Here is a 21,390-nt window from a genome sequence, read left to right as displayed (position 1 = left end):
CTGGGTGGCTATTATTCTGGAGAATTAACTATGAAGTTAGCGAGAGTCGCCATTCTATCCATGATGGTTAGCGGAAGCTTAACCGCTCAAGACGTTAAGATCGCTGGTACAGTGACTAAGTCTGCTAAGTTGCCAGTTCCCCCTGCAGTAACTGGAGATCAACGGGTCGCAAGGATGGCCAGTAATGAAGTGATAAACATTAAATTCTTAAATATTCAATTATCTGAACGTGCGAAGCAAAATTTTGTAAAGCGCGCGCAAACCGTGCTGAATCGTTTGCAGCAACCTTCATTAAGTCAACAAACGACTTCAGAAAACGGCAACTCCAGAGTCAGCTTGGGCATGAATGATGTCCCAGTGTTAGATCAGGGGGCCCATGGTACTTGTGTAACATTTGCAAACACGGCTGCTGTTGATGCTGCGCTGAATAAAGGCGATTACATCAGCCAGCTATGTCAATTGGAACTGGGTAATTATCTTGAGAAAAACGCCTATTCTACCAGTGGATGGGATGGCTCATTCGGACGCATCGTGCTGAATCAAATGGACGTTTATGGCGTCATCAGTAAAGAGCTGCAAAAATCCCAGGGCTGTGGTGGTCTCACCGAATACCCGGTGCATGATGGAAGTATTCCAGAAGGCTTCATGAATCCTGAGGAATATCACCAAAACAGCGAAAATCTTGCTGATAGGATAGCTTGGACGCCTGTTCTTGATGTTGTTCAAGCATTTTCAGATCGTGTCGATACTGAGAAAACCCTTAATGACGTAAAATTATCGCTGCGGGCAGGCGATCGCGTCACTTTTGGTGTTTTGCTGCTCGATTTTGATTTGGGCTTTTTGGGAGCTGTTGGCAGCCACAAGACTACTTATGACACTTGGGTACTAACACCAGAGATAGCCAGAGATGTCTATTTAGGTGGAAATTTTGGTGGGCACGAAATGGTGATCACAGGCTATGATGACAATGCCATTGCCGTTGATGAGCAGGGACGTAAACATCGCGGTTTATTAACCTTGCGTAATTCATGGGGTGATAATGTGGGTGATCATGGCGATTTCTACATGTCTTATGATTATTTTAAATTGCTGGTCATTGAAGCCCAACGCATACGCTCTTCCGATGTTGCCGAAGGCTAGGATGTACAATTATCCAAAAAATCATTAAGTTAAGTATGAAGCAATTCTTGTGCAAGGATTGTGCTGGGATTGCTTCACAATGCTCTTTGTTAAAATCTTAAAATTCTTTACAGTGTAGCTAATATTCATTTAAGTTTTAAAAACTATAATTTTTTTTTTATTCGAATTTGGCTAAAGGTAATCAAAATTATTAGATTTTATTCTTTGCAATTTTTGCAGACTGAAAATAAAATAGTCAGCTATTTTCAAGGATACGAGAATAAAAATTTGTGGTCCACGAGTCATGTCGTTAGCATCATGGGTTGGTTAACGGCACTAGTCCTTCCTGCTTTTCTTTTCTTTCTTCTAAAAGAAACGACCATGAATTGGGCATGCACCAATTTTGTTGTTATTTTCTCTGCGGCGTTGAACATGTGGATTTTTCGTTTGGTTCCGGAGTATGTCCCAGCCGTGTTCATGATTTTAGCCACCATCATTTTAGGCTTGGCTCATCAAAATGTGTTATTGTCAGGATTTGGTTCAGACAGCTTTTTTTTGGCACTTGGTGTATTTGGCATTGGTGCCGTTTTGGTTAAATCACGCCTGTTCTACCGCTTGTCATTGCTTATTCTAAATCATTTGCCCAAAAATAAATTTCTTCTGCAACTGGTTTTATTTGGCATTGGTCTTTTGTTAACACCCGTGATGACAGCTCAAAGCGCTCGCGTTTCGCTCATTGCCCCCTTGCTTGAAGACATGCGCAAAACAGCCGGTCTTAAAAGTAAAAGTATGGCGGCTAATAGCTTGGCTTGTGCTGCTTTTAATGGTTGTATTTTGCTTTCGGTCATGTTTTTAACGGGAAAATCCAGCAATTTTGTGCTCTTTGGTATGCTGCCTGAGCAAACTCAATGGCAATACGGTTGGCTGAACTGGCTTTTCGTGGCCTCAGTGCCCGGATTCATTCTCATTGCTCTTTTCCTGCTGTTAAACAGCTTGCAGTTTCGCAATGAGGACGAGTTGCTGATTAATCGACTGGCCATTGGACGTGAGCTTCGTCTTTTGGGGAAACTCAACAATTATGAGTGGGCAGCCATTCTTAGTATCACGGGCTTAATCTTGGGCCTGGCTTTTTCATCCTGGCATCAAATACCCAGTGCCTGGATTAGCTTTGCCATTTTTTTTATTTTACTGACTTTAGGCATATTGAATAAGGATGATTTCAAAAATGGTATTAATTGGCCTTTTCTTTTTTACTTAGGTGCCATTATTGGCATCATGCGCTGTGTACAAGAAATTGGCATTGATGCCTGGATTGTTGATTATTTATTCTGGTTAAGTCAAATCGCCAATCAGAACCAGGTGTTGTTTCTTATTCTTGTCTATGTGCTTAGCTGGTTAGGTGGTTTGCTGTTTGGAACGATGGCTGCCCCCGCTTTGATGTTTACATTGTTAATGCCTGTCGCCCAGCAAGCCGTATTAAACAGCTGGCTCATTGCTTTTGTAATTCTTATGGCAACTGAAGCCTGGATTTTTCCTTATCAATCCAGCTACTTTCTTTGCTTTGAAGAATGGGCCAAAGAAACCCAAGCCTATGATTTACGCAAAACAGTAACTCTAAATGCCTGGTTTTCTGTGTTACGCCTGCTGGCGATTTTATTAAGCATACCGTTTTGGCGAGCGGTTGGTGTGCTATGAGTAAAAAGTACATCACCACATTCTGTTCGACTTTGTTTTTATTGACGGTTTTTTTCTTTCTGGCTTATCAGCATCAGCATAAGCCCCGAATTTTTATTCTGCACAGTTATAGTGCCAGCATGCCCTGGGTGCAAAGCTTAAATGAAGGGGTGCGTAAGGTATTTGGCGATAAAACTTACATCAGTCTGCGCTATTTTTACATGGATACCCGGCATCACCATGACCCGGATTATCTCGAGAGAGTGCGAAAGTCATTAAACTTGGCCATTAAAGCTTGGAAACCGGATATTTTAATTGCCTTTGATAATGATGCGCAAAACATGGCCGTTGAAGAATTTGCCGCATGTCGCAATCTTAAAATTATTTTGGCTGGCATCAGCGACAGTAAACGCTGGCTGGAATATGAAAACACCCCTAATGTGACTGGCATCACCGAGCAAATACCGGTTAAGGCGATTCGTGAGATTTTGTCCCTATTGTTTCGCAAACAAAAAAGAATCTATTATTTGTCGGATGATTCTGAAGCTGCACGCATGTTGGATAAAGATATAAGCAGCCAAAATTGGGGAAGCTATGAACTGGTTGCTCATAAGCGGGTAAAAACCTTTGCTGAGTGGCAACAAGCGGTTTACGAGGCTGAAGATAAAGCCGACATCCTATTAATTTCAATTTACCATGCCATCACTGATGTCAATAAACGAATTAAAGCCAAAGATTTAGTGAAATGGATGAATGAGCACAGTAAAATTCCCGTGGTGGGTATTTATGAGTCTTTTATCATTGATGGCGGGATTCTAGCTGTTGCCATTTCCAGCCTGGAACAAGGCTATACGGCTGCCTGGCTGGCATTAAATATCATTGAAAAAAAATTATCCATTCAGGATGTGCCTTTATTGCATGGCAAAACATTTTCCGTGTTTATGGATAAACAATTATTGCTTCGCCACTTTCCGCAAGTCCACATTCCAGTCATCATTGACGCTTTTTCCAAATCCCATTGGAGCCTCGAAGGACTTTCAACTCCCGAGATTGATCTCTCCAGTATTGAAAAACTGAAATTAAAAAAGGCTTAAATTTTGCTATAGACAAAATTTTAACACAAAATACCAAAAAAGCTCTGTCTGCTTAATTTTGACTTAATAAATACACGTTAAACTATTTTCAGTATCAATAAATGTTTAAGGTGTTGTTATGCCCTTCCAATTCTTTCGTCCTGTAATCAAAAAAATTGATGCGGCTTTACAGACCATGACCAAAGCCAGTAATCCCGTGGTGGGCGTGCATATACACAAGGTGAAATTTCCCAAGGTATTATGGCGAATTGACGGCCGATGCGCACAGGAAACTTCGAAGGTTGGATTTGAGGCCCTTTGCAGCAAAGAAGAGGTGGAAAGCATCACGCTTGACCGATTAAACAACTACCAGTCTTTCAATCTACAACGATTTGGAATTGGTGCTTGTGAGAGTTTGAAGGACTTAAATAAGGGATATGTCGAAGGCAATCCCGGGCTGGCAAGTAAGCGCAGTATTTATGGTTTTTACAGCAAGGCCTTTCATCTAAGCCAATTGCGACTGGTTGCCAATACGGAAGGAAATGAGCGTGACTATGAGAATGAATTTATCGTGGTTGACGCCGTGAACCCTAAGAATTTTATTTTTTCAACAGGCCCTAAATATCGCGATAAATTGCTAAACGGTTTGTTAGTGCCCAATGAAATGGCACTATTCAATTCTTCTTTGCCAAAAACCTTGCGTTTGGAAGACATTCAAAGCGTGCAGACTTTACTGCCATGGTTGGTTAAAAATAATGCTGAGGAAGCGGCAATTCGCATGACCAAAACAGTCTACGGCCATCTTTCACAAGAAGCATTAAAAATGCACTTTAAGGACAATAATTATGTGGGGGCCTTAATACAGGATTTACTTTCTGCCTCCTCCAATTATATAGAGCAGTTGGAGACGGAGTTTAGCGAAGAAGTGCCAGCCAGCAGCGGCCTATCTAAGTAATCCATTAAACCCCAATTAGTATTCGGGGGTTTGTTCTATGGGGTGAACTTTGGGCCGCCCGCGTTTTCTTTGGATTTTAGCTGAGTTTCCAGAGTATCGACATCAACGGCAATCATAATATGGTTTTCAGGATCCAAAATAGCTGGATTCATAAAATACACTTGGTCGAAGCGCAAACTCGTATTATTGCCAATAGCCGATTCAACGCTGGCATAATTCCACTCATTACCGGGCAAAGAATTACTATCCGAACAATTGACTGCACAGCTATGGTATTGTGTCTGTTCTTTTTCAGAAAATTCTAAAACATCACGGGCGGAGCGAAAAACCTCAGTTCCCCCGTAAGCTCGCTCAATAAAAAGCTGATCAAAAAATTCTTCAAAGTTGGATGAAAAGATAGGAAATTCAACTTTGGCGATATGCGGAAATTGCCCTGTCATTAATAAACACTGAAAAGCTCTCAGATAATAAGGGTAAAGGTGATGGCTGATATCATATTCACCATTCACCTTCGCAAAATAACCCATTCCTGCTGCAGTGGCTTTAAGTAGGGCGGGCTTACCTGACTTTGCTGCGGCATGGTCAACCGCAGCAAGCAATAAACCGACATCCTCAAGTATGGATTTCTGGTAAGCTTTGCTTAAAAAAATGACTGCATGGCTTTTAAAAAAGGAAGAATAGAATTTTCCTGACTCACTGCGGGCTAATAAAGGGAAGCCCACGCGAATACGCGACATATCCAGGTTCAGATCATAATCTCCAAGGCTCTTTTTTGCTTCTTCAAACTCATTTGGCAAATCTTTGTACAAATGAGAGAAGGCACTGTCTTTAATCGCTAGCATTTTATTGCAAGGGTCTAGAAAGAACATTGAGGTATGAAGATAACTGTTTTCAAACTGATGTCCTACCAACGAAAAAATATCAACTTGCATCGGTTTTTTCAGCCGGATTTTTGGATTACTTTGGGGATAGCCGCCAAAAGCCGCTACCCAACTGTGGGAAGCAATAATTTTCTTGGTTGCCTTTAACCGTTCCAAAGGGGAAAGTCCTTGAGCGCTGCCTGAAGCGAGCTTGGCAAAAAAATTCTTGCTGCCTTTGGGAAAAGTGGTCCAATCCTGAAATAAACCAAAATCATCGCCATCGACGGAAACAAGAGCTGTTTTTGCCGTTAAGCGAGGCAGTAAATACGGTTCTTTGTCGAAATACCTCGCATTGCTAAAGATGCGTGTGCTCTTCTGACTTTTTTCTAATAAATCTTGCTCAAATAACTGGCTCAACCCCAGGTTTTTTAACTTTTCCTCATAGCGTATACGTGTTTTTGAAGAAGATGGTAAATAACTTCTGGGAGAAAAAATTCCAAAGGTTCGGCGCATGAGAAATTCCTTTTGACATCTTTGGTAAATTATACAGCAAAATGGTCTTTTAAAAAACTAGATGTTGCTTGGCTAATCCTCTGATTTATCTTATTCTGTGAACGCCGAAAAAAATTAGCATTGCATTCCTGTCAAAGGTCAATGATCGACTTCGTTCTACGCAATCTTCTGATCAAGTTTACATGGAATAAGGTTCAGTGACGCTAAAATTAATCAGCATTTCTTTGCCCTGCCTTGATGTTTTGCATGAGGAATTTATTGGAAAGGAAAAGGTACAAACCACTCCGGAATTTGGCGCATTATTGATTTCGATAAAACCGCCATGAGCTTGAATGATATTTCGGCACATGGCCAAGCCGACTCCCATTCCATACTCTTTGGTGCTGTAAAAAGGTGTGAACAGGTGATCCAGGGCAATTTGAGGAAGGCCTGGACCATTATCTTGAATGCTCACCAAAATATGGTCTTCAAGACGTTTTATACTGATGCATAGCATCGGATTTTTAATGGATGCCACAATCATCGCCTCAAAGGCATTATTAAGAAGATTAATAAAAACCTGCTTAATTTGATAACGATCGATGTACACTTCGGGTAAATGACTCTCCACTGAGTACTGAATGGATATGGGGATGTCAAAGGAGAATTTTACTATTTTTATCGCATTTTCCAGCATCAACAGCAGGTTGACCTGCTCACAATGAAGTTCTCCTGTAGTAATAAAGCTCTTGATCCGATGGATATTCTCCACCACTCGATGAGATTGTTTCAAGGCAAGCTGCAAAGCCGCCAATAACTGTTCCTCATTGAGGGATTTTTGCTGCAAGCGAATTAGGCTACCCGCCAGGTAATTATTTAACGCAGTTAGTGGTTGGCCAATTTCATGCGTCAAAGTAGCAGCAACCTCGGCGAATTCATAGCAACGAGACAGACGAGCCAAGGTGGTTTGCTGCCTTCTAATCAACTCCTGGATTTGTTTATGCTCACTGATGATATTCCAGGCGCCAATTATTTTAATGGGCTTGTCGTTGGCATCGTATATTAAACAGCCGCGGACTTGAATCCATTCGTTGAAGTTATTGCCCAGTTGGATGCGAAATTCAAGTTGAAAATTTCTTTCTAAGCCGCGAAGTTCTTTCAGAAAGCGCTTGCGATCTTTGGGATGTATGAGTTTGATTAACTGGCTGAAGTTTTGAATGTTGATCTGCTCAGCAAGTTCCGGGGAAATCCGAAAATAAACGGAATTTAAGGTATTGCTTTTAAGATCCCATTGCCAAATATTGAGCTGACAAGTTTGCAATAAATGCTCTAGTTCATTCAAAGGAAAATCAATAAAAGACGAACCTAAGATGCTGGATTCGGATAAGCGTTTGCTTTTATCTGCCATAACACTTAGTGTACCTCTAAATGGAGCGGGTGAATTAACATGGAAAAGCGCAACTAAGGATAGCCCAGCACTCAGAATATGTTAATTAACGGATTATAATGACAAATTTTCCTGATTCTGTCACGGCTTAAGTGCAAATACATTCCTGTATTTTTCTATTCTGAAAAGCTAAACACTATACTTAATAAAAGACCAGAGAGAACATTCATGTACGACGAAATGGACGCAATCAAGGAAGATTTTCATAACGTTTTACAAAGAAACGGCTATTCTCCCAATCAGTTTGAAATCAATATAAAGCGGGGGAGTGAATATAATCCTTATCAGATTGTTACGATTCAAATCATAATCACGGTCTCAAAAAACGCTATCGAGAAGCAATATCACTTGTATCCAGGCTGGCATAGCAGCAGTAATTGGCCTGCGGATTTTGAATCCGATTTACAGCAAGGGGTATTTGATGCTTCCTAGCCATACCATCGCATCAAGGTTTTTGCTTTCCCATTACATTTTAGGTGTTGATAAAAATTGGCAAAAATATTGCTACCTTGTAGTCGAAGTGATTTAACATAAAAATGTTATGTTTTGTACTATAGTTTGTACTGAGCAGTAAATAACAAGGATAACAAGTGAGGGAATAATTATGAAAAAAATACTATTTGCCGCTGTTGCAGTCACTACTCTTTCTTTAGGCCTCACCAACTGCAGTACTGTTGGACGCACGGTTAATGCCACTGGTAATGTAGTGGGCCATACCGTGAATACAACTGGCCATGTGGTTGGCAAAACCGTCAGCACAACTGGTCATGTGGTTGGCAAAACCGTTAGCACCACTGGTAATGCAGTAGGTAGAGCGGTCCGCTCTTAAGAGTGAATGAGAATCATTGTAGAATAAAAACAATCAATGTGCTTTCTCCACTCAACAACCTCCAAGCCCTCAATGAGGGCTTTTTTCTATTTAATAAATAGGAAAAATCCCATAATTTGCGGTCCTTGGTTAAATTTGATACAATTCTTCTTTTTCCAAGGAGGATGAGTTGTGAAGTGGCTTCGATTCTTTATCAAACCAAGCAGTCGTGATAATCTGCGGATTGGGCGCATGAGTGCTGAAACACCTTTTCAGGAAATAAAAACCCAATTGCAGCAGGAAAGGCAAAAACTAGGCGATGAATTATTAATCGAACAGTTGGTTGAAGAGGGCAAAATCTTAAAAAAACTTGAAAAAAAGCGGCAAAATTATTCTGAGCTTGTTAAAACAGCCACAAACAACATCGTGACGCGACAAATGAGCCATGAGAATGCCGGAGGATTTTTTTGGCAGCTCCAACGGCAAAAATTAGATGCAGTTTTGACTCAAGAACAGATGAGTGTGCTTGAAGAGGAAAGAGACTGGTTGCAAGCACGTCAAAAAATTGCAGAAGAATTGAATTTAAAGTCTGAAAATTGGTTTGATTTGAACAAGTGGCATTCCTAGTTCAAATTGTTACATAATTGTTACTTTGAAGATCAAGCAAATTCTTCCTTGCTGTAGGCAATTCTGGCTGCTATTGGTTGCTTTTCCTTTGCAGCTTGCGCCTCAATTTTTCGGTAACGCTTCAGGCCACCTTCGCGATTAGCAATTTGGATATTCAAGCCTGGACGGGCATTCAATTCCAACATTAAAGGCCCATGATCTCTATCCAAAACAATGTCAACCCCAAGATAACCAAGACCGGTCAATTCATAGCAACTTGCGGCGATTTCTAAAATTTTGTCCCAGTAGGGAACCGTTATGTCTACGATGGGTGCTAAGGTATCCGGATGATAATCAATGGCATCATTATGAAAAACCCCGCCTAAGGTTTTGCCTGTGGCCAAGTTAATGCCCACTCCAATAGCACCCTGATGAAGGTTGGCTTTACCACCGGAGAGACGGGTTGGCAAGCGAGCCATGGCCATAGCGGGATAGCCCAAAAGAGTAATGATGCGAATGTCGGGAATGCCTTCATAACTGACTTCTTTAAACACTGGATCGACAACCACGCGGTGTTCAATGATGGCGTAATCATTATGCCCACCGAGAGAATAAGCGCCCGTTAATAAGCTTGACAGATGATAGCTGAGTTCCTGGGTGCTGAATAATTTTCCATTAATTTGGCGGTAGCGTCCAAACACGCGATCAGTAATCACAATAATGCCATCGCCGCCGGCACCATGGGCGGGCTTAATAACAAAGTCTTTGTAGGGCGAGAGGATGGCGTCAAGATTTCTAATTTGATGTTCACTGTCGATTATTTCATATAGCTTTGGAACAGCAATTCCAGCCTGGACTGCCAGTTTTTTGGTTTGTAACTTATCATCCACCAAAGGATACAGTTTTCTAGGGTTATATCGCAGGACATAATCACTGTTGCGCTGATTAATGCTTAAAACACCTCGCTTACGCAAACGACGATATAACTGCAACATTATACTTGCTCTCCACCTAGAGCCTTGAACCTGAATAATTCAGAAAGTCGATAGCCACGATATTGGCCAAACCATAAAATTAAGGCCAACAGCAGTAAAAGCAATTCAGGAAAAGCAAACACCAAATATTGTATCGGCTGATAACTCATCACTTGATAGGCAATCACGGCGGCCAGTAAACTGCCTATGCCGGACTTGATGGCATCCGAAGCTCCGCGCTCATCCCAGGTGATGCACATCCGTTCAATGGTCATTGTCAATATAACCATGGGGAACAGGGCAACAGATAAGCCGGACTCCAATCCCAGATTTTGGCTGATGATGCTGATGAAAATCATCAGCAAAATCACAATGGTAAGAATGGCTGCCAAACGCGGTACCAGAAGAAGCCGCAACTGATCTAAATAAAACCGTGCAAGCAGTCCTAAAGAAACGATGAGAATAAACAGAGAGATTCCCCATATAACATGGGTTTCACGAAATGCAAGAGCAATTAGCACTGGCATAAAGGTGCCAAATGTCCTTAAGCCCACGAAGTTACGAAGCAGCAGTATGATAAAGGCGCCAATGGGCACTGTCAGTAAAATTTTATAAGTTTCCTGCACATTTATCGGAAGTTGCAATAAAGAAAAGCGCAGCAATTGTGATTCAGTTTGCACGCCTCTGGTTTTAGCAATGGACAGGGCATTAATCGGAGTCGGAGAAACCGTTAAATTAAACGCCGGTTTTTTACCGCCAACGACATCAAACACTGGGTCAAAGCCGTATTGCCAAACCAGAAAATCCTTAGGTAAGCCGGTACTGCCGGTTCTGGGGTTAATAAAAGCCCAGTCTTTTCCATTGTAAACCGCCATCAATAATTTTAAATCGCTTTTACTCTGTTGCTTTAAATACAGCCCCTTTACCGGCATGGCGTATATCTTGGCCTGATTTAATACGGTGATGGCGGCTTTCATAACGGTTTCGTCATTAAAATCTGTGCCCACCAGAAGTTTTGCATTGCCATCTTGCTTATTCAATTCGCGAATAGTCCCTTGGGCGAAGGTCTGAATGTCAGCTGAGGATTGGCGAACTTGATTGGTGATTGCATCAACTGCGGCTTTTTCATGTTCGCCCAACAGAGGCGCTTTTACCGGGGGTGGTTTGACCAAAGACGAATCATTGTTATCCGTTTCACGAAAAATAGCGCGATAATAAAGAGATTGCACCCCGCTGCTTCGTCGCAAAGACCAGATGGTGACTCGATTGTAACCACTTAGGTTGGTGGTTACGCCGTAATTATGAGAAACAAAATATTCATCTAGAATGGCAAAATAGGGTGGCATGTAGGGGATGCTAAAGCTGGCTTTTACAGGAGTATTTCTTTGCGCTGTAAATCGAAGGTTGGCTTCTACCATCCAGCTGTTTACCGTTTCTGTATCCGTTAAAGGCACATCCAGAACAGAATAGCGATAAAAGAAGACTCCCAAGCCGACAATGGCCAAGGTTAGGATTAAACCATACACATGATGTCTGTTTGATTTCATTTTATTTCAACTTTAGGGGTTTTGATCATAAATGCATGTTGCGGATCAACCAGACCATCAAAGGCGATGATGGCATCTCGACCAAGGAGGAGGGGGTAGTTAAAACGCTTGCGGTTGGTTAAATTCACCGGAATAGTGCGTGTTTTATCACCAATTTTAACGTCAATCAGAACAACAGGACGTTTAATGGGTTCCGCATGGTGCTGCAAGGACGGATGTTCACCCGCCCGAACTTTAATTTTTACCTTGCCGACGTACTCGCAGGTAAATTCTTCCTCGCCATTTTTCCCGGGTACTTTAAATTGCAAATAGGGTTTGCCGTTTTTTTCAACCTCATGAATATCAACGGCGCTTAAAGAGGCTGATTTGGCGCCAGTATCCAATTTCGCTGATAAAACCATGCCTTTATCAACCAAGGTCGCCTTTTCGACGTAGCCATAAATTATTTTTTGATCTGCCGCCATAGTGCATCCTGAAAGCAATGATAAAACAATAATAAGAAAGCCAGGCAAACTCATTAAAACCCTTTATATTTATAAAAATCTCTATGCTAGCAGATTTGGCTGCTTACGCCCAGAGTCGTGCAGGAATTGATTGGAAATCCTGGGGGTAAAAATCGCAAAATGAAGAAATAATAGACAATATTTTTGCGGGTAAGCACAGGGAATGGTCTCGATTCTTGTTTGAAAATTGAGCGCAGGCGATATGGGTTTACTTAGCCCACCTAAAGATTGGTAAATTTAAATTTTAATTTCAATAACTTAGGTAAAAATCGAGCTGATGCATCCTAAAAAAAACGTCGATTTTTTTTTACGATGTGATAATATTGCTGATGGGCTGTTAATTTTTGTTTCATTTTCGTTCAAGATGAAAAAATGATTGCCATTTAGCCCCTGATTCTGTACAATTCGTCCCATCTTAGCCGTCTGCCTTAAATTGTAATGACGACCACCAGCGTCTCCAATACTGCTAAAGAAAATCCCCTCCTTGCCCAATTAGGCCAGCAAAGCGTCGACTTTGCGACACAGTTAAATAAGCTGCGCTACATTTATGCTTTGTATGGATTGCTTGATGGCTTAAGCATCTCTTACAGCATGTTCAAACAGGCTTTTGACCTGTGGCTAAAAAATTCAAGCTCTTCCGCCGATGTCATGCATGAATGGCTGCTTACCCCAGAAGGGATTGCCATTGCCATCTCCATCACCACCACCACCATGCTGTTTTCGTTGTTTGCCAACTATTGGACAGATGATAATAAAAATGATTTCAAGAGCTTTGTGGCGCAGGCATGGCCTTACTTGCGCGACACCTCCAAAGGTTTAAAAAATGCCTACAAAGGCTTTCGAAGCACCATTCAGGTTGCTGACCTTTTGGGTTATGGCAACCTTAATCATTTAATCATTCCTGTGGGGCTTGCCCTGGGCATTCTTTCGGCCATTAATCGCATTTGGTACCGTTATCACAAAGAGATTCGCAAAAAGATGATGGATACCCATAAGGGGTTGCTGAAATCTCTCCGGGAAAATAAGGGAGAGCTAACCTGGGAGGCCATTGCCGCTTACCGTTCCCAAATTCAAAGCCAATCCCTGGGGATTAGAAGGGCCATGATGCTTTCGGCTGCTTATGGCGGCATTGTTGATGGCTTATATCTATACATTGGCGTATTAACCTTGTGCTCCCTGTCCCCGCCCATGCTCACCGCCTTGACGGTTTTCTGTGCGATTTATTTTGCAACCTGCATCATTTCTCGTGTTTATGAGGAATACAATTATCAATGTACTCTCACCATAAGCCAGGCGAAAATTGAACTGGTTCTGCGCGGCAAAGAATTGGAACTCCAATTTTTAGAATTGAGTAAACTGGCTGAAGAGATAGCGACATTAAACAGCACTGATCCCTTAAAGCTAAAGCGGCAATTGGAACTGGCCGGCAATCTCGATTTCTTGCGCAGCAGATTCGAAGAGCAATGGCAGTATTTAAGGGGGATATCAACGCTTTCATACACCTCCGCGTTCCTGGCGGGAATGAAAAATGGGCTTGCGGCCTATGGTGCTTTGGCCAGCGCGATGTTTGCCGTTGCCACCATTTTAACGCTGGCATCAACCGCGTTCCCGCCTGTTTTGCTGATTGTTAGCGTTAGTTTGGGGCTAGCCCTGCTCATTGGTTTTATCGTCGAGTCTTTAATTAATGCCCACCGCTACAAGCAAAAAATAACTGAGGATGAGATTAATAAACCGCACGATGCGGAATTAAATAAGCTGCTGCAGGATATAAAAAGCAAGAAAGCAAGGGCGGAAGAGCTCAGCATAGAGACAGTTAGGACGTCCATTCCAGATGATATTAAGGGGACGCCCCAGTTTGCATTCACCGACTTTTGGGAAATTGTCCGTTCAGTTTGGTCTGGTGCAGGGAAAGGTAGTAAAGCGGTTTCTTTCATGATGAATGGTTTACAAGAGCGCGATGAGCATACTGGCCATTACCACGATGCCCCCATCATGCTGGGTTTTACCATTGCCAGTGTGCTCATTCATTCGGTGATATTGGGAGGTCGAGCTTGGGCGCGCGGATTTGGTCGCGATCGCCCAGGGGAAGAGGGCCAAGCAGCAGGCCTGTCAACGGCTCCAGACACAGTCGCTGCGGCAGTGGGCGGTAGGCCGTCAGGCCCCGGGGATTCTACTCAGTCAGGAAAGCCAACAACCTCGTTTTCAGGGGAATCAGACGCTACTATTAGGCACTCGTCTGATTCCCAAGACTCTGCTCAGTCTGCCCTTCATCATTTAACGCCTGATTCTCCGAATTCCTTTCAATCCTCCACCTCTTCATCAATGCACAACTCTGATATTCATGGTGAGTCTATAGAACTCAACCAATCTAGTGAGTCCAGCAACGAACCTTCCATTCGAACAAGTGCCCGTATATTTTCATCAGGAATTACCAGTCTATTTTTTGGAAAAACGGCTCCAAAGAAGACTCGTTCTCAGGACGATTTAAAATCAGCCGCAAAGCTAGTCCCACCTCAAATTCGTTCTCAAAGCGCTGAAAATCTGCAAACGCTCAACCAGGCTCCATCCTTTTTTTGAGCCAATATCGTAATTTAATTTATTTCTTGTAAAGCTCCGGATTTAAGCTTGGGTCATTATACATTTTAAATTGCTGATAAATACGAAAAGTACGCGTTTTCAGGTTGATTTCAGCCAGAAAATAATCCAGACACTCACGCAACTGTTTTTGTTGTTCCAGAATGGTTTGCCATTTTCGAAGGCAATTTTGGCGATGCTGCTCTGTCACATCCTCTCTTTGGGTTTGCAAATGCATATGGTAGGCTTTAAGAGCCAGAATGGATAAGCGATCGATCATCATTCCAGGGGTTTCAGAATGCACTGGACAGTCAGCTGGATTAGCGGGGTTTAAATGCCTGTAAAGCCATTCGTCCATGGCTTCCATGCAATTGTTTCGTTGTTGATTGCAGTAGTCGATTTCACGCTTGGCATGATAGACAAACTCAAAACCCATGTCATCCCGCCTTGCCCGGTCTTCTGCATGCCAGAGACGATAATTAAAAGCGTGATTTTGTTCCACTATGGCTAAAAAATTAGCCTCACTCAGTTGAACTTCTTGAGCTTGCTTCCAGCGGACAATGCAGTCTTCGTGCAGTAGAGCCAGTGTATTTACATCAATAAATTGGGTCATAGCAATTTGGGTGGCAAAAAAAAGAGTTTATCTTACCATGTCTTGCAGCATTTGTGTTTTTTTCAAAAACTAGAACAAGGATTGCTGAATGGGTTTGTTTTCTTTCTCCTGTGAAAAGAAATGGACGCCTAATCCCAAAAGCCGAATCGGATTTTGCTGTTCTTTCATTAATTTCATAAACAGCTCAAGGAATATAGCTAATTCAGGTTTATAGCTCTTTATTTCAGCGCTTACCAATTTAAAATTGTGAAATTTGAGTTTGACGTATTGGTTTTTAATAGCCATATTGGCCGCTGATTTTTCAAGTCGCTGTACTAACTCAGCGTGAAGTTCAGTAAGAATTGCCCTTGCCTCATCCAGGTTGGTGATGTCTTTGGACAATGTAGTTTCAACACTGAGTGATTTTCGCTCCCTATTGGGTTCTACAGGGCGATTGTCAATTCCTCGACACTGGTAATACAAATGCTCGCCCAGTTTGCCAAAATGGCCTACCAACTCATGGAAACTGATCTTTTGTAAATCAGCTGCTGTCTTTAGATTCATTTGCTTTAATTTCCGCGCGGTGACCTTGCCGACACCGAACAATTGCTCAACCTCAAGTTGGCTAACAAAAGTCAACACTTCTTCTGGCCGGATTACGAATAAACCATTCGGTTTTTGCCAGCCGGATGCAATTTTGGCCAGGAATTTATTCGGAGCGACTCCGGCTGAGGCAGTCAACTGCTCCGCCTGCCAAATTTTTTGACGAATGGCTTGAGCAATCCAGGTGGCACTGCCTTGATGCAATGTGCTAGCCGTCACATCAAGAAAGGCTTCATCCAGTGATAAGGGTTCCACCAACTCAGTGAATTCTTTAAAGATGCCCTGAATCACCTGCGAGGTTTGGCGATATTTCGCCATGTTCACGGGTAATAACACGAGCTCGGGGCATTTGCGCATCGCCAGGGCAGTTGGCATGGCAGAGTGAATGCCGTAATTTCTGGCAATATAATTGCAGGTGCAAAGGACGCCTCGTTCTGAAGCCAAGCCGCCAATTGCAACAGGTTTATTGGCGAGCGAAGGATCATCCCGTATTTCAATGGCCGCATAAAAACAGTCCATATCCACGTGGATAATTTTTCTTTTTGCACTCTCAGCTGAAATGGGTGACATATTCAAAAAGATGGTTAGATGGAGTAATTTCGCATTTGCCTATAATCAAATCAAATGCATCATGCAAATCATCTATACTATTATAACTTAGTCTAAAGATTGGAGCAGGGCATGAGTGAGCATGAATCCAAAAAACAACCCCTATCAAAAAATGATTTGGGGAACGTTTCGGGTGGAAGGAAAAAAAAATTACCGCTTACACCCAGGGAGCCAAAGCGACCGAGGGATGATGAGGGAGGAATAGGTCCGCTTCGTCCTGCTAATTAGATGAAGGCATCAGATAGCATGGCTAAGCCATGCTATCGAGTAACACCTCTTAGGCGTGCCAACCTAAGCTGATGTATGGCCCACGGAAGCCGAAGCTCGTGGTTTCAAGTCCGACCATTTTCTGAGCCGGAAGAATTTCGCCTCTTATTACATCCATAGCATTAATGTATTCGTTAACCTGATAACCTGCCTCGAGGGTTAGTCTTGAAGCATTGGCAAACACATAGTTGTAATCCAAGCCAATTTTACCAGTAATGCTGTTCACAATGCGATCGCGTTTTGGAGAGGTGAAGCTTGAATCCACACCTGACAAGGTCACGTGAGAATTAGAATTGACCTGGCCCACGATTAAACCATAATCAAAATAGCCAACCAGTCCTACTCCCCAGCGTAAATCATAACGGCCATCCAAGCTGAATAAGGGGCCTGCACCGTCGTATTCACTCGTTACGCTTCCAGGCGCGATAAAGGTTAGTTTATGATCCAGGCTGATGTAGCGTACCCCAACAGAGGGATGAATGCTGTAGCTGCCACTCATATCACGGTACATGCGCCCAACTTTAACATCCACTTGATCCAGCTCGTATTTCAGATGGGCATCACTAACGAAAGTGGAGCCGGGAGGAAGAGGGAAGAGCACGTTCGGGAAAAAATAACTGCCAAAGGAAATAGGAGAGTCGCTGGTGTCGTTGATAGCATGGGTATCATTTTCCAGACGCAAATAACTTGCTTCAATGTTATTGGCCGACATAGGGAAATCATAACCTACTCTCACAGCCCCTTCCCACTCGTGCTCAGGATCAAAAGGTTTGCTTACTGAGCGGACTCCTCCTGGAGCAGCATATTGCCAACTGTCTGTAACCATTCCTAAACCAGTCTCACTGGGTTTTACATACAAAGCTGTACCGGCAATGTAAAAACCGCCTGGATTATCAAATGCACAAAGAGCTGAGGTACAAACCGGCTCTTCCCCCATGGTTCCGGCTGAAACCACGCCTGAGAGAGTAAGGCTTGCAAGCATTGCAGGAAAAAATTTTTTCATCTATCACTCCATGATATTAAGGCAACATTGTTTGAGTTCCCAAAAAAAATAAAGAATTTTCTTAAGCTTGGCAAGTAGAATTGCATGTTTCATGAAAACAAATTGCTATCATTCCAGTGCAGCGGGGATTTATTAGAGAAAAATTTACTCTTGCTATGTAAAAATGACTGCTTAAGAATATAGTAGGATCTTTTGCAGGTTAATAACTGAGTTGTTAATTTAAGACTTGGTGTATAAAAATAATTGGGGGAGTTCCATGAAACTTATTTCTTATCTGCTGTTATTGTTATATGCTGCCTGGGTCAGTGCTGATAGTGCAATGCCTGCATCATGTAAACCAGTAGCGGTTACTGGAGAATCAGTGACACTTTCCGCCAAAACGCCACTATTGGTACTTATCCATAATTTGTCAAAAAGTGATTTTTGGATTACACATCCTGTTTCCGAACCAAGCGCAAGTGCAGGTTGGAGCAGCCGACTTCAGGCCGGGCACTGGTCGGCTCTTGCTTTAGACAAGGAATCTTTTGAAATAAGCTGTATTGAATCCAAACCTGGACATGAGCAGCAAGTACCCTGTGCTGGAGCGATCTCAGTATGCACCTGGACGCCGGAAAACATGCCCGCTCAAAGCTCTGGTACTTTCTGGGCTGCCGAAGACATGACCTTGCCAGCCTTAACTGAACACTTGGGGCAGAGAGGCTTTGCATTACCCGGTGCAGGCCAATAAGTGTTAGACTGAACAATAAGATTAAACTAATGTGGTGAATGTGAATAAAAAAACGAAGGATCCTTTTTATCAAAGGGAAAAAGAAAAATACGAAACGCCAATAGCAAGCCGAGAATTAATCTTGCAGGTATTGGAGGAATACAATCGCCCGATGTCGCGCAATCAATTAGTTGGCAAGTTGGAAATTAAAGACAGTGCGCAGCAAGAGGCATTGGGTTACCGCTTAAAGGCCATGCTCCGGGATGGTCAAATCATGCAAGATCGTCGCGGTCGATTTTGTCTTTTAGAACGAATTAACTTGCAACGGGGTACAGTGCAAGGCCATCCAGATGGTTTTGGTTTCTTCATCCCAGAGGCAGGGGGCGAAGATATGGTTCTCTCTGCCAAGGAAATGCAAACCGTCATGCATGGCGATTTGGTCATGGCCTATCAAACTGGGCTTGATCGTCGCGGAAGGCCGGAAGGTAAAATCCATGAAGTACTTGAGCATGCAAATCAAACCGTCGTAGGCCGATTTTTTACTGAACAAGGCGTTGGTTTTGTAATCCCCGACAATAAGCGTTTAACTCAGGACATTTCAGTGCCGCTTGAGTTTGCCAATAATGCCAAAAACGGGCAAATGGTGTTGACCGAGATTGTTGCCTTTCCAAGCAAACGGAACCAGGCTATTGGGAAGATCATTCACATCCTTGGCGACCACATGGCTCCGGGCATGGAAATCGAAGTGGCTATTTTTGCGCATGGCATTCCTGCGCAATGGCCAGAAGAAGTATTGAGTGAGGTGGCAAAAATACCTCAGCACGTTTCTGAAGAGGAACTGAAAAACCGCACTGATCTGAGACATCTGCCTTTTGTGACCATTGATGGTGAGGACGCTAAAGATTTCGATGATGCAGTCTATTGCTATGCAAAACCGAAGGGTGGTTATCAACTCTATGTGGCAATAGCTGACGTGAGTCATTATGTGGAAATGGATTCAGCTCTGGATAAAGAGGCAGCCAAACGTGGCAATTCCGTTTATTTTCCAGGTCAAGTGGTGCCTATGCTGCCAGAAGCATTATCAAATGGTATTTGCTCTTTAAATCCAAAAGTGGACAGGCTTTGTATGGTCGCTGAAATGGCCATTTCAGAGGAAGGTAAAATCACCCGTTCCCGTTTTTATCGTGCTGTTTTTCATTCCCATGCGAGGCTTACCTATAACCAAGTGGGTAAATGGCTTGCGGAAGAACAGATCGATAAAGAATATGAAGCCTTGTCTCCGGCGATGCAATCGCTTTTTGATTTATTCAAGGTATTGCTAAAAGCGAGAAAAGAGCGAGGGGCTATCGATTTTGAAACTACAGAAACTTATATTGAATTCGATGAAAATCGTAAGATTAAACAAGTTTTGCCAGTTGTGCGCAATGATGCACACCGCTTAATTGAAGAATGCATGTTAGCGGCCAATGTCGCAACAGCCCGTTTTCTTGAACGCTCAAAAATACCAATTTTATATCGGGTGCATTCCTTACCCGATGAAGATAAAATTAACGCTCTTCGTCTCTTTCTGGGGGAGCTTGGTTTAAGACTTGGTGGTGGAAAGAAGCCTCATCCGAAAGATTTTCAAAAAACAATGGCTGAAATTGGCGATAGGCCTGAGAGGCATTTGATTGAAACGGTTATGCTAAGATCCTTAAAGCAGGCACAATACATCGAAAAAAATGATGGGCATTTTGGCTTGGCCTATCCTGCCTATACCCATTTTACCTCGCCCATTCGTAGATATCCTGATCTTCTAATTCATCGGGCCATTGGACATTTGGTTGATAATCAGGACATTTCAGATTTTCCCTATAACCATGAAGAAATGAATCGATTGGGTAAACATTGTTCAGTAACTGAAAGACGTGCTGATGAAGCGACTCGAGAAGTGGTGGCTTGGCTGAAGTGCGAATACATGCAAGACAAAATCGGGCAGGTGTTTGAGGGAACCATTTCGGCAGTAACAGGCTTTGGTATTTTTGTTGAACTGAATGATATTTACGTGGAAGGTCTAGTGCACATTACTTCCTTGCGTAATGATTATTATGCTTTTGACGCCGTTAAACATCGTTTGGTAGGAGAGCGAACCGGCCAAGTTTACCGGCTTGGAGATAAAGTGTCCGTGCTTGTTGCCAGAGTCGATTTGGACGAGCGAAAGATTGATTTTGAACCCGCAGAAAAATGGGATAGTTAATGACTGAGCAGTATGTATACGGTTTGCATGCCGTGCAAGCTTTACTTGGCAGTGCACACCGGACTGCCAAAAAGATATATGTTAATCAAGAGCGTGTTGATCAAAGGCTTGAACGAATATTAAATTTGGCAAAGCAAAGAAATATAGCTGTTGAAAAACTCAGTCAGCAAAAAATGAATCAACGCTTTGCAGAGTTTTCTCATCAGGGGGTCGTGGCCTTAGCCGAGCCAGCCGTGAATTATGGTGAGGCTGATTTGCCTTTATTGCTGCAAAAAGCAAAAAAGCCTTGCCTTATTTTAATCCTGGATGGTGTCACCGATCCGCATAATTTGGGGGCTTGTCTAAGGACGGCTGATGCTACAGCGGTTGATTTTGTAATCATCCCCAAAGACAGGAGTGTTGGCATTACGCCTGTGGTCAGCAAAGTAGCCTGCGGTGCAGCGGAATCTATTCCATTGGTTCGCGTAACCAATTTGGTCCGCGCCATGGAGATTATCAAGCAGGAAGGGGTTTGGATATATGGGGCGGCCGGAGAAGCAACACAGAACTTGTATCAAATTGATTGTAAAGGTTCACTGGCTTTGGTCATGGGGGCAGAAGGAGAAGGTTTACGCCGGTTGACCAGAGAGCACTGCGATGGTTTATTTGCCTTACCCATGTTAGGCACCGTGGAAAGCCTGAATGTTTCAGTAGCAACTGGGATTTGCCTGTATGAAGTGCTAAGGCAACGTGCCTAGCACTT

20 protein-coding genes are annotated in these 21,390 nt (G+C 42.8%); 12 read left to right on the top strand and 8 right to left on the bottom strand.

Annotated elements, in window-relative coordinates; genetic code table 11:
• Positions 1 to 30 precede the first annotated feature (30 nt).
• From EL203_RS13675 to EL203_RS13660, 4 genes are all read left to right on the top strand, one after another.
• Positions 31 to 1,140, top strand: coding sequence for a C1 family peptidase (locus tag EL203_RS13675; RefSeq protein WP_058471686.1), 1,110 nt, complete (start codon positions 31 to 33; stop codon positions 1,138 to 1,140).
• 267 nt (positions 1,141 to 1,407) lie between these two features.
• Complete coding sequence (locus EL203_RS13670) at positions 1,408 to 2,814, top strand: SLC13 family permease (protein ID WP_126320130.1); 1,407 nt, start codon at positions 1,408 to 1,410, stop codon at positions 2,812 to 2,814.
• Positions 2,811 to 3,887, top strand: a complete 1,077-nt coding sequence (locus tag EL203_RS13665; protein ID WP_058471688.1) for an ABC transporter substrate-binding protein — start codon at positions 2,811 to 2,813, stop codon at positions 3,885 to 3,887. Before EL203_RS13670 ends, EL203_RS13665 begins: the two co-directional genes overlap by 4 nt.
• A gap of 118 nt (positions 3,888 to 4,005) precedes the next feature.
• Positions 4,006 to 4,821, top strand: coding sequence for a hypothetical protein (locus EL203_RS13660; protein WP_058471689.1), 816 nt, complete (start codon positions 4,006 to 4,008; stop codon positions 4,819 to 4,821).
• A gap of 35 nt (positions 4,822 to 4,856) precedes the next feature.
• Here the strand turns inward: EL203_RS13660 and EL203_RS13655 are convergent, their stop codons facing one another.
• Together EL203_RS13655 and EL203_RS13650 are read right to left on the bottom strand one after the other, a co-directional pair.
• On the bottom strand, positions 4,857 to 6,194 hold the full coding sequence (locus tag EL203_RS13655; RefSeq protein WP_058471690.1) for a hypothetical protein: 1,338 nt from the start codon (positions 6,192 to 6,194) through the stop codon (positions 4,857 to 4,859).
• A gap of 178 nt (positions 6,195 to 6,372) precedes the next feature.
• Complete coding sequence (locus EL203_RS13650) at positions 6,373 to 7,581, bottom strand: sensor histidine kinase (RefSeq protein ID WP_058471691.1); 1,209 nt, start codon at positions 7,579 to 7,581, stop codon at positions 6,373 to 6,375.
• Positions 7,582 to 7,788: 207 nt separating this feature from the next.
• Here EL203_RS13650 and EL203_RS13645 point away from each other — a divergent pair, with 207 nt between their 5' ends.
• The 3 genes from EL203_RS13645 (at position 7,789) to EL203_RS13635 (ending at position 9,055) form a co-directional block, all read left to right on the top strand.
• On the top strand, positions 7,789 to 8,052 hold the full coding sequence (locus EL203_RS13645) for a hypothetical protein (protein WP_058471692.1): 264 nt from the start codon (positions 7,789 to 7,791) through the stop codon (positions 8,050 to 8,052).
• 172 nt (positions 8,053 to 8,224) lie between these two features.
• Entirely contained in the window at positions 8,225 to 8,449 is a 225-nt protein-coding gene (locus EL203_RS13640; RefSeq protein WP_058471693.1) for a hypothetical protein, read from the top strand.
• A 171-nt stretch (positions 8,450 to 8,620) separates the two neighbouring features.
• Entirely contained in the window at positions 8,621 to 9,055 is a 435-nt protein-coding gene (locus tag EL203_RS13635) for a hypothetical protein (RefSeq protein ID WP_058471694.1), read from the top strand.
• 32 nt (positions 9,056 to 9,087) lie between these two features.
• Here EL203_RS13635 and EL203_RS13630 read toward each other — a convergent pair whose 3' ends face one another.
• Genes EL203_RS13630 through EL203_RS13620 form a run of 3 tightly spaced genes read right to left on the bottom strand, consistent with a single transcriptional unit; the run spans position 9,088 to position 12,019 of the window.
• Positions 9,088 to 10,029, bottom strand: a complete 942-nt coding sequence (locus EL203_RS13630; RefSeq protein WP_058471695.1) for an alpha-L-glutamate ligase-like protein — start codon at positions 10,027 to 10,029, stop codon at positions 9,088 to 9,090.
• On the bottom strand, positions 10,029 to 11,555 hold the full coding sequence (locus tag EL203_RS13625; protein ID WP_058471696.1) for an inactive transglutaminase family protein: 1,527 nt from the start codon (positions 11,553 to 11,555) through the stop codon (positions 10,029 to 10,031). Before EL203_RS13625 ends, EL203_RS13630 begins: the two co-directional genes overlap by 1 nt.
• Positions 11,552 to 12,019, bottom strand: coding sequence for an ATP-dependent zinc protease family protein (locus tag EL203_RS13620; protein ID WP_082647218.1), 468 nt, complete (start codon positions 12,017 to 12,019; stop codon positions 11,552 to 11,554). The genes EL203_RS13625 and EL203_RS13620 overlap by 4 nt, the downstream gene beginning before the upstream one ends.
• 477 nt (positions 12,020 to 12,496) lie before the next feature.
• Here EL203_RS13620 and EL203_RS13615 point away from each other — a divergent pair, with 477 nt between their 5' ends.
• On the top strand, positions 12,497 to 14,635 hold the full coding sequence (locus EL203_RS13615; RefSeq protein WP_058471698.1) for a hypothetical protein: 2,139 nt from the start codon (positions 12,497 to 12,499) through the stop codon (positions 14,633 to 14,635).
• Positions 14,636 to 14,654: 19 nt separating this feature from the next.
• Here the strand turns inward: EL203_RS13615 and EL203_RS13610 are convergent, their stop codons facing one another.
• Together EL203_RS13610 and dinB are read right to left on the bottom strand one after the other, a co-directional pair.
• Positions 14,655 to 15,245 carry a DUF4254 domain-containing protein gene (locus tag EL203_RS13610; protein WP_058471699.1) on the bottom strand — a complete coding sequence of 197 codons (591 nt, stop codon included), beginning with the start codon at positions 15,243 to 15,245 and terminating at the stop codon, positions 14,655 to 14,657.
• A gap of 69 nt (positions 15,246 to 15,314) precedes the next feature.
• Positions 15,315 to 16,397 carry a DNA polymerase IV gene (gene dinB, locus EL203_RS13605; protein ID WP_058471700.1) on the bottom strand — a complete coding sequence of 361 codons (1,083 nt, stop codon included), beginning with the start codon at positions 16,395 to 16,397 and terminating at the stop codon, positions 15,315 to 15,317.
• Between the two features lie 121 nt (positions 16,398 to 16,518).
• Between dinB and EL203_RS14705 the strand changes: the two genes are divergently transcribed.
• Positions 16,519 to 16,641 carry a hypothetical protein gene (locus EL203_RS14705; RefSeq protein ID WP_259637607.1) on the top strand — a complete coding sequence of 41 codons (123 nt, stop codon included), beginning with the start codon at positions 16,519 to 16,521 and terminating at the stop codon, positions 16,639 to 16,641.
• A gap of 72 nt (positions 16,642 to 16,713) precedes the next feature.
• On the opposite strand, the gene EL203_RS13600 is transcribed toward EL203_RS14705, so the two are convergent.
• Positions 16,714 to 17,706, bottom strand: a complete 993-nt coding sequence (locus EL203_RS13600; RefSeq protein ID WP_058471701.1) for an Lpg1974 family pore-forming outer membrane protein — start codon at positions 17,704 to 17,706, stop codon at positions 16,714 to 16,716.
• A 256-nt stretch (positions 17,707 to 17,962) separates the two neighbouring features.
• On the opposite strand from EL203_RS13600, the gene EL203_RS13595 reads away from it, so the two are divergent.
• Genes EL203_RS13595 through rlmB form a run of 3 tightly spaced genes read left to right on the top strand, consistent with a single transcriptional unit; the run spans position 17,963 to position 21,385 of the window.
• Positions 17,963 to 18,433, top strand: a complete 471-nt coding sequence (locus tag EL203_RS13595; RefSeq protein ID WP_058471702.1) for a hypothetical protein — start codon at positions 17,963 to 17,965, stop codon at positions 18,431 to 18,433.
• 40 nt (positions 18,434 to 18,473) lie between these two features.
• A complete protein-coding gene (rnr, locus tag EL203_RS13590; protein ID WP_058471703.1) occupies positions 18,474 to 20,648 on the top strand; it encodes a ribonuclease R in 2,175 nt (724 codons plus the stop codon).
• Positions 20,648 to 21,385 (top strand): 23S rRNA (guanosine(2251)-2'-O)-methyltransferase RlmB, encoded by a 738-nt coding sequence (gene rlmB / locus EL203_RS13585; RefSeq protein WP_058471704.1) that lies wholly within the window; start codon positions 20,648 to 20,650, stop codon positions 21,383 to 21,385. The genes rnr and rlmB overlap by 1 nt, the downstream gene beginning before the upstream one ends.
• The last annotated feature ends 5 nt before the right edge of the window (positions 21,386 to 21,390 follow it).

Origin of the sequence: Legionella jordanis (assembly GCF_900637635.1) — a bacterium.
Classification (GTDB): Bacteria; Pseudomonadota; Gammaproteobacteria; order Legionellales; family Legionellaceae; genus Tatlockia; species Tatlockia jordanis.
This window is presented reverse-complemented; position numbering and strand designations above follow the sequence as displayed.